12 protein-coding genes are annotated in these 15,236 nt (G+C 40.6%); 6 read left to right on the forward strand and 6 right to left on the reverse strand.

Annotated features, from left to right (window positions below; translation table 11 throughout):
- Positions 1–14: 14 nt before the first annotated feature.
- Entirely contained in the window at positions 15–2,273 is a 2,259-nt protein-coding gene (locus IFO69_RS08535; protein WP_192009641.1) for a TonB-dependent receptor domain-containing protein, read from the forward strand.
- 14 nt (positions 2,274–2,287) lie between these two features.
- On the opposite strand, the gene IFO69_RS08540 is transcribed toward IFO69_RS08535, so the two are convergent.
- The gene (locus IFO69_RS08540) at positions 2,288–3,220 is read right to left on the reverse strand and encodes a hydrogen peroxide-inducible genes activator (RefSeq protein ID WP_192009642.1); all 933 of its coding nucleotides are present in this window, start codon (positions 3,218–3,220) and stop codon (positions 2,288–2,290) included.
- 255 nt (positions 3,221–3,475) lie between these two features.
- On the opposite strand from IFO69_RS08540, the gene IFO69_RS08545 reads away from it, so the two are divergent.
- On the forward strand, positions 3,476–4,513 hold the full coding sequence (locus IFO69_RS08545) for an ABC transporter ATP-binding protein (RefSeq protein WP_192009643.1): 1,038 nt from the start codon (positions 3,476–3,478) through the stop codon (positions 4,511–4,513).
- Between the two features lie 240 nt (positions 4,514–4,753).
- Positions 4,754–5,581, forward strand: a complete 828-nt coding sequence (locus IFO69_RS08550; protein WP_192009644.1) for a hypothetical protein — start codon at positions 4,754–4,756, stop codon at positions 5,579–5,581.
- 41 nt (positions 5,582–5,622) lie between these two features.
- Here the strand turns inward: IFO69_RS08550 and IFO69_RS08555 are convergent, their stop codons facing one another.
- A complete protein-coding gene (locus IFO69_RS08555) occupies positions 5,623–6,096 on the reverse strand; it encodes a YcxB family protein (protein ID WP_192009645.1) in 474 nt (157 codons plus the stop codon).
- Positions 6,097–6,265: 169 nt separating this feature from the next.
- Between IFO69_RS08555 and IFO69_RS08560 the strand changes: the two genes are divergently transcribed.
- Positions 6,266–6,499 carry a hypothetical protein gene (locus IFO69_RS08560; RefSeq protein WP_192009646.1) on the forward strand — a complete coding sequence of 78 codons (234 nt, stop codon included), beginning with the start codon at positions 6,266–6,268 and terminating at the stop codon, positions 6,497–6,499.
- On the opposite strand, the gene IFO69_RS08565 is transcribed toward IFO69_RS08560, so the two are convergent.
- Together IFO69_RS08565 and IFO69_RS08570 are read right to left on the reverse strand one after the other, a co-directional pair.
- A complete protein-coding gene (locus tag IFO69_RS08565; RefSeq protein ID WP_192009647.1) occupies positions 6,496–6,912 on the reverse strand; it encodes a Fur family transcriptional regulator in 417 nt (138 codons plus the stop codon). The two genes, IFO69_RS08560 and IFO69_RS08565, sit on opposite strands and share 4 nt — an antisense overlap.
- A gap of 188 nt (positions 6,913–7,100) precedes the next feature.
- Entirely contained in the window at positions 7,101–9,593 is a 2,493-nt protein-coding gene (locus IFO69_RS08570; protein ID WP_225444052.1) for a zinc-dependent metalloprotease, read from the reverse strand.
- Between the two features lie 401 nt (positions 9,594–9,994).
- Here IFO69_RS08570 and IFO69_RS08575 point away from each other — a divergent pair, with 401 nt between their 5' ends.
- The gene (locus IFO69_RS08575) at positions 9,995–10,804 is read left to right on the forward strand and encodes a mechanosensitive ion channel family protein (RefSeq protein ID WP_225444075.1); all 810 of its coding nucleotides are present in this window, start codon (positions 9,995–9,997) and stop codon (positions 10,802–10,804) included.
- A 31-nt stretch (positions 10,805–10,835) separates the two neighbouring features.
- Here IFO69_RS08575 and IFO69_RS08580 read toward each other — a convergent pair whose 3' ends face one another.
- On the reverse strand, positions 10,836–10,991 hold the full coding sequence (locus IFO69_RS08580; protein ID WP_192009648.1) for a hypothetical protein: 156 nt from the start codon (positions 10,989–10,991) through the stop codon (positions 10,836–10,838).
- 42 nt (positions 10,992–11,033) lie between these two features.
- Complete coding sequence (locus IFO69_RS08585; RefSeq protein WP_192009649.1) at positions 11,034–13,562, reverse strand: M14 family metallopeptidase; 2,529 nt, start codon at positions 13,560–13,562, stop codon at positions 11,034–11,036.
- 136 nt (positions 13,563–13,698) lie between these two features.
- Here IFO69_RS08585 and IFO69_RS08590 point away from each other — a divergent pair, with 136 nt between their 5' ends.
- Complete coding sequence (locus IFO69_RS08590) at positions 13,699–15,210, forward strand: FAD/NAD(P)-binding protein (protein ID WP_192009650.1); 1,512 nt, start codon at positions 13,699–13,701, stop codon at positions 15,208–15,210.
- Positions 15,211–15,236: the final 26 nt, after the last annotated feature.

A 15,236-nucleotide genomic window follows, 5' to 3' on the forward strand; every position in this document is an offset into this window, starting at 1 on the left:
GTTATGTTTACATCATGGTATTTTTGAAAAAAGTATTGGCCCTTCTCTTTATGGTTTTGTTTCCAATGATGGTTTCTGCGCAAACAGTAATTACTGTTGTGGATGATGAAAATGGAAATCCTATACCAGGAGTACTCATGCGACTGTCCAACCAGACCAAGCTTATTGCTGATGAAAATGGTCAGGCCAGAGCCAATTTAAATCATCAGCTTACTGCTCTGTTTAGTCATTTAGCATATGAGGACTTGTGGAAAAATTTGGAACCCGGAAAAACAGACACAGTTCGCCTTTTCAAAAAAACCAATAGTCTTTCTGAAGTCGTTGTTTCTTCATTTGGGTCAGCACGCAGCTTAATGGAACAGGCAGCAGCAGTAAGCCAACTGAATGAAAAGGAACTTTATCGCTTCAATGAAACCTCCTTGGTCAATGCCTTTAACACGCGATCTGGTGTGAGGATGGAGGAAAGGGCTCCTGGAAGTTACAGAATCTCCATCCGCGGTAGTTCTTTGAGAGCACCTTTTGGTGTGCGAAATGTCAAAATCTACTGGGATGACATTCCCTTTACCGCACCGGACGGGACTACGCCCCTTAATATCCTTGACCTCAGCAATGTCCAAAACACAGAAATTATCAAAGGCCCAGCTGGAAGTATTTATGGAGCTGGCAACGGTGGCGTAATCAGCTTCACTCCTAAAAAAATTAAAGCAAATAGTGCCAATGCAGATCTTGCAATAGGTGATTATGGCTTGCTCAAGTATCGTCTTGGAATGGAACAGTTATTAGAAAATGGAGACATTTATGCCAGTTTCGTCCAACAAAAATCCGATGGTTACCGAGACCACAGTGCCTTGGACAGAAAAGTATTCAATATAGGAGCAAATTTCTATCCCTCGAATAAACAGAGCATCTCCACCCAACTGTTGTATTCGGATCTTTTTTATGAATTGCCCGGAGGACTGACAGCCGAGCAAGTGGCAGAAAACCCACAACAGACTAGACCTGGATCGGCAACCCAAAATGCTTCCATCAGCCAGAAATCACTTTATGGTACTTTTGTACATGAATATGATTTCAATGACAAATGGAGCAACAAAAGTGCTATCTATATTCAAACTACAGATTTTGAAAATCCATTTAACCTGGATTATAAAAAAGAAACCCAGTATGGCTACGGCGGAAGAACCAAGTTTACCTTAAATGATCAATGGGGACAATTTCCTGTTCGCTTGCTGGTAGGTGGAGAATACCAGTTTTCCAATACTAGCGCACAAAACTTTGGCAACCAAAATGGCCAGGCCGATACAGTGCGGTTCAGTGATGACCTGATTACCACCCAAGGGTTTCTCTTTCAACAAATCGAAGTCAACTGGACCAAAAATATGCTGATGACACTGGCTTTAAGCGAAAACTTTTCCCGCTTTGACATCAATCGAAATATAGATGCTTCCACTGGTCTCTCTTATGCGGTCGAAAGAAAATTTAATCCCGTATGGGTGCCAAGGCTGGCCTTTTCGGCTAAAATCAATCCTTTTTCGGCACTCTATGGAAGCATGAGTGCCGGCTTCTCTCCTCCCACCATAGATGAAGTACGTACCAATGAAGGCTCGATCAATTTGGACCTGGAAGCAGAAAAAGGCATTAATTATGAAGTGGGCTACCGTGGTAATTATGGCGATGGCAAGATCAATTTAGATGTAAGTACATTCTACTTTAAATTAGATGAAACCATTACTACCTATACCAATGAGCAAGGGGTAGTACTATTTAGAAATGCGGGAGCCACAGACCAAAAGGGTATTGAAGCGCAAATTGACTATTCCCTGATCCGAAGCAATACAGCTTGGCTCCAGCAATTGAAGCTAGGACATGCTTATTCATTTCACCACTTCTTATTCAAGGATTATGTGAACGATGGAGAAAACTTTTCAGGAAACAAGCTCACAGGCGTGCCTCAAAACAACTTGGTCAACAGGTTGGATTTGGAAACCCAATCAGGGTTTTATCTTAATATGACCCATCAGTTTGTAAGTGAACTTCCCTTAAACGATGCCAACACAGTGATGCAGGACAGCTACAACTTACTTAATGCCCGGATCGGTTGGCGAGGTAATCTCAGCAACAAGTTAGAGCTTGAAATATATGGAGGTACTGACAATCTTCTGGATGAGCAATACAGTTTAGGCAATGACCTCAATGCATTTGGAGGCAGGTATTACCAACCGGCAGCCCCAAGAAATTTCTATGGAGGTATTAAAGTAAAAATGAGATATTAGCCTTGTAAGTCGACTCACTTGAACTTCACCACCTTTCCATGGGATTGAGAGGTCATCTTCACTGGTATGGCATGGGTGATTTCCTTGTAAAGCAACTCCACCAAGCGTTTCTTCAAGAAACTTCGGGTCAAAATAATGCTAACTTCCCGGATCGGCTCTTCACCTGCAAAAGGCCTTAGTCGGGTCTTTTCTTCCTCACTCAAATCAAATGTTGCCAACTCTGGTAACAAAGTCACTCCTTTGTATCGATTGACCATATTTTTTAAACCTTCCAGTGATCCGCTTTCATAGTGAAAATTCATCCGCTGGAATTTGCTCTGGTCACAAATATTGAGCACCTGATCCCTAAAGCAGTGACCTTGCTGAAGCACCCAAAAATCATCCGTCATAAGATCCTTCACCATGATTGACTCATGATTCAGCAAATGGTGCTCTTTTGAAAGGTAAGCGTAAAATTTTTCATAAAACATCGGTTTCTCCACAATTCCCTGTTCATCCAAAGGCGTCACCACAATTCCAAGATCCAATTCATCATTGCGCAATCGCTTGACAATTTCCTCAGTGATCAGTTCTTCCACCTGAAGTTGTACATTGGGGTATTTCTCTAAAAATCCCCTGATAAAAAGGTGCAATAAATAAGGAGCCAAAGTAGGAATAATGCCCAACTTGATCACACCACTGATATTACCTTTGAGTTGGGCAATCATCTCATAAATTCCCTTGCTTTCAGCAACCACCTTTTTGGCCTGTTCTATCAGCTGCGCTCCAGTTTCGGTAGGGATGACTGGCATTTTGGAGCGATCAAAAATCACCACCTCCAGCTCACGCTCCAACTTATGGATCTGAGCACTTAAAGTAGGTTGAGTAACAAAGCAAGCTTCTGCAGCGTGTCCAAAGTGGCGATGCTTATCCACTGCCAACACGTATTCCAATTGTTGAATGGTCATGTGCCCATCTGGTTTTTAGCCCTTAAAAACATGATAGCAAAGATATAAATCTTTTTCTTTTTATTTAGATTTGATATAAATAATAATTACGCGCCAACACTTTTAAACTTATATTACATAAAAACGGCCTATCGAGTCTTTTTAACACCTTTAATTGTTGTATCATTCAGGCATCCAAAAATTCCTATTAACTTTACCAAAATAGTCACACGCCTATCTTATATAATACCCACAACATTCAGTGATCTATACCCTATGAGTTTATTGAGCCTTCATGAGATTAGTAAAAAGTTTCCACAGTCCAAGCAATTTGCGGTAAAGGATATTTCTCTGGAAATTGGAGAGGGTGAAATTTTAGCCATAGTAGGTGAAAATGGCTCAGGAAAAACCACCTTGTTGAAGCTTATCGCTGGCATGGAACACCCTGACTCCGGTCAAATTATTTATTCCGGACAAACCATTGTCAATGGTAAAACCGCCACCCCTGCCAACCAAAGAGGCGTAGGTGTTGTGTTTGAGGATTACGCTCTTTTCCCTCAAATGAACATTTTGGAAAATGTGCGTTGTGCTTTGCACCAACAGGAAAAAAATGCCAAGCAAATTGCCAAAGACAGCTTGGCGTTGGTAGGACTTGAGGATAGTTTTGGGTCATACCCTCACCAACTTTCCTCTGGACAGCGTCAAAGGGCCGCATTGGCAAGGGCTTTGTCATCAAGACCCGAGCTGTTACTTTTGGATGATCCCTTCAAAAGCCTTGACACTCGCTTCAAAAACGAGATCAGTGAAGACTTGAGGGACATCGTTAAAAACAGTGGTGTCACGACGATTTTTGCCAGTCACCATGCAAAGGATGCGCTTTCTGTTGCGGACAGAATTGCTATCCTTCATAAGGGAAAATTACAGCAAGTGGACGATCCTGTCAATATTTATAAATCTCCAGCCAATGCCTATGTGGCTAACTTTTTTGGCAAGAGAAATGAGATCATTGCTACCCCCACAGAGGATGGTTTTTATTCTGGTTTTGGATTTATCTCAGATCCTAACTCCAAAAACTACACGGAGAAAGTAAAAATCCTTTTCCGCTCAGAAGATGCCAAGATTAAAAAAAGCACTGAACAGCCTCTCAGTGGTGAGGTAGTAAGAACCCTGTATTATGGGGACCACCAAATCGTAAAACTGGTAGATGATGAAGGTAGGCAAATCAGTATTAAAGCAGCTCCTAACCGCCACTTTGTCAAAACTGACCGCATGTTTTTTACCATTGGTAAATACGAAATAGAAGAAGCTTTTTAGAATTGACTATTCAAAAATGGTTTATAAATTAGTCGTCCAGTCACTTGGTCTTAGTTAAAACAAACTAAACAGCAACTTCAAAAGATATTATTAGGATTTTTTAATAAAAACTAACCATTAAACACAACCTTCCTGCTTTTTCAATTTTTTGTTTTGGAAAAGTAAATATTTATTTTTGCACCTTACCAAATATTGAAAGCTGGAAGGATATTTCGCTTTCACGAAACTAAACCATTCTACATGTACCATGATCGCATCGCTCAGTATTTTCATTGCTATGCCACCGCAAATGATAAGAGACTTTACCTGAAGGATATCCAAAACCTGATCAGGATAAGAAATACCCCTCATGGTGTTGAAAAGGTGATTCTTTTAGTTGCTATCAGTAAGGTGAAGAGCTTAACGTTTTTTGATAAGCTGTTTATCAGGACCATTCGTAAATTGTTTGATCAACATCCTAGTATTGAATTAAGAAATATCTATTTCAAGGAGAATATTGGTCGGGATTTCAGTTCATACGCTACACTATACAGAAGTGTTAAACCCATAGCCAACAATGAAGATTATATATTTTTCCAAAACAGAAGTGGCATTGGCCCTTATAAAAAAGGCTGGCTGGCATCATTTGCCCACCAGTTCAACAGATTTGATAACATAGCCATCTGTGGCAGCACCATCAACTTCAAAGACCACCACGGAAGGAGTCAAGATAATTTACCGCACGTGCAAACTTATGCTTTTCTCACAAAGCCTAAATTTCTCAACATGTTTGGTGATGCTTTCCCAGCTGAAAGTGAATCAGAAAGACTCAAAATCATACTGAATGGAGAAATAGGCTTGAGTCGGTACTTTTTAGAACAAGGATTTCGGATTACCTGTATGGAATGGAAAGACAAACCTGTAAGCTTACACTGCCAACCTATATGTGAAGATGATATCAAAATCCGAGTGGAGGCAGATCATGCTTTTTATCACCGCAAATACTTCCGCAGAAACAAGAAACCAAAAGTCAAAAATCCTATTCTTCACCCAACCAGTCAATATTTGAAAACCATGTTGAGTAATTGATGATAAAGAGAAAGGCCGATTAAATCGGCCTTTCTTATTACTTATTGGATAAATCCTTTTCTTCTAAGGATTGTTTCTACAAACTTCCTTTCATTTTCCGTATTGAAAATCTTAAAAGGCAGATGAATGAATTGTGCCTTAGACATGGTCAATACAAAGGCATCTTTGGTCATCTCCGCTCTCTTGATCATGGACCAGTTAATAGGCATTCCCTGCTTGGTATTGATCTTCATTAAAATCTGGCGGCTATCGATCTCATAAGCTAGCTTATCAAACATGATTTTATTTTGCTCCATCTGGCTTACCCCTGCAAACTGGATCACCCAAAAAAGGATATAAAGTAAGTAAGCCACGATGGCCATGCTGATCCACCACCATGATGGGATCCAAAAATATCCACAGCCAATGGCCACGGCAATCAAAATTACCCACCACTGTTCTTTCAGGACATTCGTCAAGCCCATTTTCACATATGTACCCGTTTCGAGTTTATATTTTTTGGTTTTTACAATCATGACAATAGTTTTTCGAACGGCAAATATCTAACGATAAGAGTTATTTAACAAATCAATTGGGAAATAGCCTTGATTTTTTTCCCATTTCGAAAAATAGGTACATCCTGAATTTCACCTTATTGACTTCTAACAATATTTCTTGTAAATTATCATAAACTAAAAAACTATTATGAGCAGCCTCGTCATCGATATGATATTATGCGGAATAGCCTATGTGCTGCTCATCTATTTTATTGCCACTATGAACAAGCCCCCTTTTAATAGCGATAAAAACAACAATGGAGATGATGGTGATGGAGGAATAGAAGACACCACTCCCCCAAAAATTGATTTGCCTCCAGGTGTGATCTGGCCTAGTGAAGGGCCTAAAAGTAAAAAACCTACCTCCCCGATGGAGGTTTAGCTACATTTATCACAAATCCCCAATACCAACAGGCTCTTCTCTTTAACCACAAAGCCTTCTGGCAATTTAATATCAGGTAATGCTATTTCAGCAATGCACTGTGTTTCTCCACATACATCACACTTGAAATGCACATGTTCATGGTCATGATGGTCTTCTGAGGCATCATGGTGACATAGGGCGTATTTTGTAACTCCTGTATCATCCAGCACTTTATGAATAAGGTCACTATCCAAAAAAGTCTTTAAGGTACGATAGATGGTAACCCTATCAAAATTCTCCTTTAAAGCCTCTTCTAAATCAGAATGGGATAAAGCTATATTTTTGTTCAAGAAGGTTTTCAATACATCCCTTCGGCAACTGGTGACGCGAAGCTGATGGTCTTTTAATATTTCTGCAGTTTTTAAAGACATATACGCTTTGGCTATTTAAGGATGAACATTGTGAATGGTAAAATACGGTAATTTATGGAATTTTTCCTACCTGTAAAACCATGCCTATTACTAAGGCAATTGATAACACCCTGTAAACCAAAAAAGAAGGAGAAATCGTTCCCCTTCTTTTCTAATCATGATGTTGTCAATTTCAAATTACCATTGATTTACTTTGGGTCCAGGATTAGATCTATCCTTACCAAAAGGTCTTCCAAGTGCAATTTGGAAATCTTATCTGAAGTTCTTGGAATAGCTGATTTTATTTGCTTTTGAAGCGTCTTTAATTCCCCTCTTGCTAAAGGCCTAATATCCGATTGTGAGGCATTGATGGTTTTTCCTCTTCCACTGGCATCAGCTGTAAGTAGGTTTTCCATTTTCTCTACGTAGGCACGTTGTAAACTTCTTCTGTAGACATCAATTGCTTTACCAGCAGAAAGCTCTGTCCAAATGCCTTTTTTCAAGTCATCGAAAAGCTCCAACATGGAGTAAGCTTCTTCTCCATTCAATGCTGTATTTTCAATCACACGGCCCAATCTTCCCCATTCCAACAAACCATTAAGGGTGTTTACCTGCAAACTTCTTATCCTATCAGTATATCCGAAATCCTCTGTTCTGGCAACAATTGCATCATCAATGAGCCAATCAGGCGTATCAAACAATTGCTCATTCAAGAAAGTTACCGCTGCTTTTTGAGTGGCTTTGTCCACATGGGTGTAAACTACCTCATCCTGACCTGCTGAACGATACACTTCATATACGCCACCTACATTGGTACGAACATGCCCCATATATCGGTTGAACTGGGTCACGACTTGACCATACATCTCTTCTAGGTCATCGTAATTTTTGAACGGCTGATCTTCTTCCAATGACCATTCACGCAACTTCGGCATGATGCGTTTCAAGTTCTTGATACCATATTCGGAGGCTTTCATGGAATTATCTCCCAAATCCTCACTTTGGGTACTTGGGTCATAGCTATTTCCTTGACGACCATAGCGGTAAACAGGATTTCCTTGCTTCTCCAAAATCCATTCATCCAAAATAGGTTGCTCTTCCTCCGGGGTTTTAGCATCTAGGATCGGGGTATATCCCCAAGCAATTGCATATTTATCATATGGCCCTACATTTGGAAAAAGGTTGACGCCTTTGTCCTCTGGCTGGGCAATATAATTGAAGCGTGCATAGTCCATGATGGATGGAGCCGTGCCATATTTCTTGGTAAACTCAGGGCTTCTCAATGAATCCACAGGATAAGCATGAGAAGAGGCAAAGTTATGGGGCAAGCCCAAGGTATGACCTACCTCGTGCGCAGCGACAAACCTAACCAATCTACCCATTACCTCATCTTTAAATTTCACACCTTGCGCATCAGGATTGACCGCAGCAGTCTGAACAAAGTACCAGTTTCTTAATAGGTTCATCACATTATGGAACCAACCGATATCTGATTCGATGATCTCTCCGGAACGTGGATCAGATACATGAGGTCCATAAGCATTTTGGATATCCGATGCGAAATACCTAATCACAGAATAGCGGGCATCTTCTGGACTCCAATCAGGATCTTCTTCTGGAGTTGGTGCGTATTTAGCTTGAATGGCATTTTTGAAACCTGCCTGTTCAAATGCTGCATTCCAATCTTCCACTCCAGCCTTGATAAAAGGAGCCCATTTTTTTGGCGTGGCCGGGTCAATATAATAAACAATAGGCTTTTTGGGCTCCACCAATTCTCCAGCCTTGAACTTATCCACATCTTCTTCCTTCACCTCAAGTCTCCATCTGTCCAAATACGTTCTTCTTGTCGCCTTTTGCTCGTCCAGACCATAATCTACCACTGAAGTAGAGAACCAACCGACACGTTGGTCCCTGAGCCTTTGCATCATCGGAACCTCCGGTAGCAATACCATAGAGCTGTTCATTTCCACCGTGATGGAACCCATGCTTGAATTTGATGGCGGCTCGGAAGCCTCATAGGTCATCACATACCTGTTTTCTAAATTGATAGGATAGGGTGTGATCCGATCAATATAGGAACGGTCACTGCTCAATCGAGTGACTTTGTACTGCTTTCTGTTATTGCTTGAAAGCCCAATGGTCTTTACATCCGTAGAGAAAAGGTCTGTAACATCAATCACTGATCCCTTCTCATCTTTTGACTTTGCTTTGATGTCAAACTTAAAAATGATGGGTTCCAGGTTGGAGTTTTTGACCGCATTGTAAATTGGTAATGAATCAGCAGCTGTATTGCTGTAAGAAACCTTTTTAAGAAATATATCATCACCTCTTTTGTCCCATCTCACCATTTGAGTGTTTTCACGCTCACCACCATAACCTAGACCATCTGCTGTTTTTGCTATGGTCGTCACCAAAAGCATCTCACGGCCTAAGAGGCTATCAGGTATTTCATAGTAATATTTAGTGTCAATTTGGTGAACAGAAAATAGACCTGCTTTGCTCTTGGCCTTTGAGGTGATTACTTCTGCATATGGTTTTATGCCATTTTTGTTTTCTTTAGGCTTGGCCACCTCAGTTTCTTCTTTCTTTTTATCTTTTTTCTTTTTGCGCTGCGCTAATGCATCATGCCCTGACAGTAATGTGCCCAATAACATGGCGCCCATCAACATGCCTTTCCAGCACTTTCCGGTAAAAATATTCATATAGTTAAAGGTTAGATTTTAACCATAAATAAACATTAGTTTGGTGAAAAGAGATACACAACAACGATGTTTTTTATGAATGGTCAATTTATGCCACTTCAGTACATCATTTGGTTGGCATCCTATCCTGACCAATGACTAACTAACAACCTGCTTTGCAGACCATTCACTAAAAGGCTATTTAAAATTCAAATTATCCATTAAAACATCTTATTTCTTTTTCAAAGTTTGACTTTATTGCATTAAATTAATAAAATGTGAATTCTAAGATTCCAATGGCAAGTTATTTGTGATCTATTGCACTTTCAATTAATTTACATTTTCAACTAATCACTTTATATTTTATGCAAGACAATACTGAAACCTTAGAGGCCAATAACATGGTAGAAACCCTACAAAATATGAATTGGATAGAAACGATAAAACCTATTGCGCTAGGTATCATTTATGCTATCATAATATACATTGTAGGTAAAATTATCATCAAGTTCATTTTAAACTCGATCAAAAAAGTAATAGCGAAAAGAAATCCAGACCCTTCACTAACGAATTTTTTGGTAAGTGTCGTAAGCGCATTACTTTATGTACTTTTATTCCTAACCATAGCATACACTATAGGAATAGACGTAACCTCATTCGTTGCGATTCTGGGTGCTGCGGGTTTGGCCATTGGTCTTGCATTGCAAGGCTCCCTGTCCAATTTTGCTGGCGGGGTGTTGATATTGCTATTCAAGCCCTTCAAGGTTGATGATGTGATCGAAGCTCAAGGGCATTTGGGAGTGGTAGAGTCCATCGACATTCTCTACACCAAGATGCATACCTTTGACAATAAGGACATTGTTATTCCCAATGGCGCTTTGGCCAATTCTGACATTATCAACATGTCCAATAAGCCAACCAGAAGAACAGAATTTAATGTGGGAGTAGCTTATGGAACCGATCTAAAGAAAACCAAACAGATCATGCAGGATGTATTTGCCAAAGACGAAAGAATCCATAGAGATCCAGAGCCAGTGGTTTTCTTTACAAGTTTCGGCGATAGCTCTTTGGATTTGGTTGCTAGGGTTTGGACTGATGCCGCTAACTTATGGCCTGTGTACTTTGACAATATGGAAGCCTTGAAAGAAGCCTTTGAAGCCAATGATATTGAAATCCCTTTTCCCCAGAGAGATGTAAACCATTTCTATCCGGAAGGGAAGAAGGAGGATTAATGCTCACGATTCAAAAAGAAAGGATGATTGCTCAATCATCCTTTCTTTTTTTATTTTTATTGGAGGCACAGCCTATATTTTTGCTCAGATCAAGATCGTCAGGCAATCCACCAAAACCATCCTCCACATCCCATTCTTCTGTAACTTCTTCCTTAAGCTCCTTTATAAGTTTCTTCTTCTTTTTCATACTAACTCTAACGGATCTACCTGTATAGAAGTTGAAGCGCTTTCATTGTCCTACTAAAAAGATGGCATTGCTCATGATCAGTTTACCATTCTCCCAGAAACTCCTGAACAATGGATTATCTACCATATAAATGACTTCCCCACTACCACGGCTTTCCACACCAAATACAATTGACTGCTCCATTCTCTGCTTCACTTTATAGCCAATAAAACCAGTGCGGTATTGCTCGGTGTTTTTTATAACCCCAGCATTTACACCATTATTGAGATATCCATATCGCTCAGAATTATTTTTTAGGGTATAGTATTTACCAGAAGTCCCAAACCCTAAAGCGTAAGTACTGTCCATTTCCACTTCAAACACAGCCCCTAGTGCATTATCTGAAATTGCCATTCTCTCTCTTTCTTGGTAAGGAGCTATCAAACTTTCAGTTTCTTCTTCCAAATCTAGAGATATTTCATCGGGCTTATCCTTTTCATGTGTATAAGTAGATAAATAAAACCCTTCTTTATTCACAAACAAGTCCAAAGCCCCTTCTATGGCTATCAGCTTGCCCCCATCCTTTACCCAATTATCAACTTTTTGCCTCTCCTCATCCTTCCAGGTGTACCTGCCGCTAGGCATAATGATCACATCATATCTCGAGAGATCTAATTGAGATACTTCTCTTACATCCAAAACACTAATTGGGTAGGCTAGTTCCTGCTCGAAAAAGTGCCAAACCTCTCCAAAATTCAAAGATGAGGTCCCCTCTCCGCTAAATACAGCGACAGATGGGGGCATGATGGTCCTCACATAAGAAGAGCCAAAATCTTTGCCCTTATCCACAAATCCTGTCTTGGCTTTGCCCAAATTAAGTTCAAAATCATTGGCCAGGTCTACTACCCTTTCATGAAAATGATCCAAATACTCATTTCCTCCTCGGGTAATGATCAGACTCCCTGCTGGATAAGACTGTCCTCCTACTTCAAAGGCATATTCAGCATACCTGACACGAATCCCTTCTTGCAAAAGACCAGCGAGAAATGCAGCATGCTTGACATCATTCCAAGGAGCGATATAGGCCAAAACAGCATTATCCACATTGTTTTCTTCAAAATCGAGCTGTGGATAAGGTCTATTCCCAACCAGTTTTTCTTCCAAGGCATAGGCTTCTAAACCATAAGCATAAGGCAAAGCCCAGCTCGTGATATCATATGTCAAACTATCTTGCAAATGCGGTGAGGGCTCGAAGAGCACTTGTGTCAATACCGATTTCGGCTGAGCTGTACTGATGATGATATCCTCTTTTGATAAAGCAAAAGATACTTCTCTCCCATGCTGATAGTTAAAGCCTTCCAATTTTACACTTCTTCCGCTTTGTTTATAACTGATCCTGTTTTTATCCAACAAAGCCAATAAATTGTCGATCCTAGCAGGAGGGTTGTCCCCTTTGATCACAAAACTCTTATACTTCCCCCTGGGGTTTTCCCGATTGTTCTTAAAATAGGCTGTATATTCTGATAGCAGCCTATCCGCATTTTTGGCGGTAATTTCGATGGCGGACATGGCTGTAGTATGATGATGATTGATCCGATCCTCTAAAGTCAACGTATCACCTTCAGCGGTATGCACACCAATGCCTGCTGCACCTGACCCTCCCTGCTCAATGGTCATCCCAATGGCACCATTGTAAAGAGGGTAAGTGTCTCCATAACTGGGATACAAAAGGTCAAATACTTCCTTGGTAAAATAAAACCAGTTGTTCTCATCAAAATAATGGGCGGTGTTTCTACCAAATATATTTTGAAACTCTAACTGAAAATCACTTAATTGTTCATGCAAAGGGACCGCCGCCGGAGCAAAATAATAGGGGCTGTTGATGCCTTGTTCATGAAAGTCCAAGTGAATCTGTGGCATCCAATTTTGGTACAAAACCATCCTTTGTTGGGATTCTACTTGAGTCTGCCAAGCCCAATCTCTGTTGAGATCAAATAGATAATGATTGGCCCTTCCTCCCGGCCAGGGCTCCTGATGCTCGATAGATTGAAAATCAGGCTGGAGCTGAATGTTCATCTTCTGGTTGTACCACATGGCATAGCGGTCCCTACCATCAGGGTTGATACAAGGGTCGATCACAACCAAGTTCTTCTCCAACCAGCCTTTGTTTTCCGTCTTTGCTGGATCCACCAAAGACCAAAGGGTCTTCATCGTAGCTTCCGAGGAGACGGCCTCATTGCCGTGGACATTATAACTCAACCAGGTTATGGGAATATTGGTCTCAGGACTTCCTTCTTCAAAACCTGCCCGGCGTAAGTTATCCACACGAATTTGTTCCAACTGATTGATGTTATTCTGTGCTGACACAAATACCACCAACAAGGGTCTCATTTCATTGGTATGGCCATAATATTGTAAAACCACATTACTGTTATTGGCGGCTACATGCTCAAAGTAATCCACAATCCGGTAATGTGGAGTAAATCGCTCTCCCAACTTATATCCTAAAAAAACCTCAGGACTTTTAGTCTGGGCATGTAAACAAAAGCTTAAAGAAACAAAAAATAGGATCGTAAAGGCTTTTTGTACCATTGTAAAGTCGTTCAGATTAGTTATTCGTTTTCACAAATTAAATTCTTTAACCAAGCTGCACAACTTATCCCATATGTATTTATTTTCCCTATCTTAGACAGAGTAAGAATTTTGATAGCCTGAACGGATTCCCAATATGAAAAACATTGCCATCATTGGCGGAGGAGCCAATGGCATCTCCACCTTTATCGAACTTTTTATCCAAATCGTTACCGCTAAACTCCAGAACAAGGTTAGCATAACTCTAATAGAAAAAGATAAAAAATTGGGCTATGGTCTTGCCTTTGGCACTCCCCAACCTGGTCATATCCTAAATACTCAAGCCAATCTGATGGGCATCTTTGCCAATGAACCTGCACACTTTGCAGATTGGCTCAAAAACAATGGTGGAAAACATCGTGCTGACGTCAAAGTTGATCACGACATGGATAATGCCTATACCACAAGGAAGCTTTATGGAGATTACATCGCAGAACAAGCCAACACTTATCTGAAAAGAGCTAAAAAACACCATTTATCGGTAAAAGTTATCCACAGCGAAGCCATGGACATTTCAAGGTACAAAAAGGACTATGAAATTACTTTTTCTGATCAAACAAGCCTAAAAGCCAATTATATTGTATTGACTCTTGGCACTCCCAAACCCAGCACCTTTAAATCATTGATTCAATTCCCTACTTACCTTGATTTCCCTTGGCCAACATCCAGGATCAAAGAAAAAATCCCAAGCACCTCACATGTAGGCGTACTCGGAACTAGTCTCAGTGCCATTGATTGCGTGATGACCCTGCTGGACCATGGCCACAAAGGCAAGATCAGTCTTTTTTCACCCGATGGAATGCTTCCCAGAGCCCAACCAATAGAACAAGGTGAATTCGAAAGAAAACATTTGACTCTTGAAAATATCCACAAGATCAAAAGAAAAAGTCTTTCCAAGCCCCAAGTAAAAACCTTGATCAGGCTATTTATGAAAGAGGTTGAACATTATGAAGGCCAACCTGTGGATTGGAAAAGCATGGACAGGGCAGGTAAATCCCCCAAAGACCTACTCGAATGGGACATAGCCTGTGCGGAAAAAGGAGGAGATGCTTTGATGAATGTGTCCTACTCTCTAAGATATGACAGTTCCACCATTTGGAGCTGGATGGATACCGACCAAAAAGTACTTTTCAAAAAGTGGATAGGTAGCCAATGGGCAATCAATCGGCATCCCACCCCGCTTCATAATGCCAAAAAACTCCTTAGGCTTTTCCAAAAAGGTCAGCTGAATGTCCATTCCATGAAAAGCCCTGATGCAGTCACACCCAATGGAAGTGGATTTAGCATCATGACTGACAAGGAAGAGGCCATTGAACCAGCATTTTTGATCAATGCCACAGGAAGCTCTTCCGCTTTGGAAAATATGGATGGGGAGCTCATCCAGAACCTACTCCAAAAAGAATACCTGAGCCCTTACGCAGTAGGAGGCGCTCTGATCAATGAAAGAACGATGCAAATAATATCACCCAAAGGCGGAGATGGAATTTATGCTGTCGGCCACCTGGCCAATGGTTTGCTGATGGATGTTAATGCTGTTTGGTACAATGTCCGTACCATAGGGACATTGGCCAAGGACTTGGTCTTTAGACTACAGGAAAAGGATGCATAATCGCTGAAATGAAATACCCAGTAACA

It is taken from the genome of Echinicola arenosa (genome assembly GCF_014841125.1).
GTDB lineage: Bacteria > Bacteroidota > Bacteroidia > Cytophagales > Cyclobacteriaceae > Echinicola > Echinicola arenosa.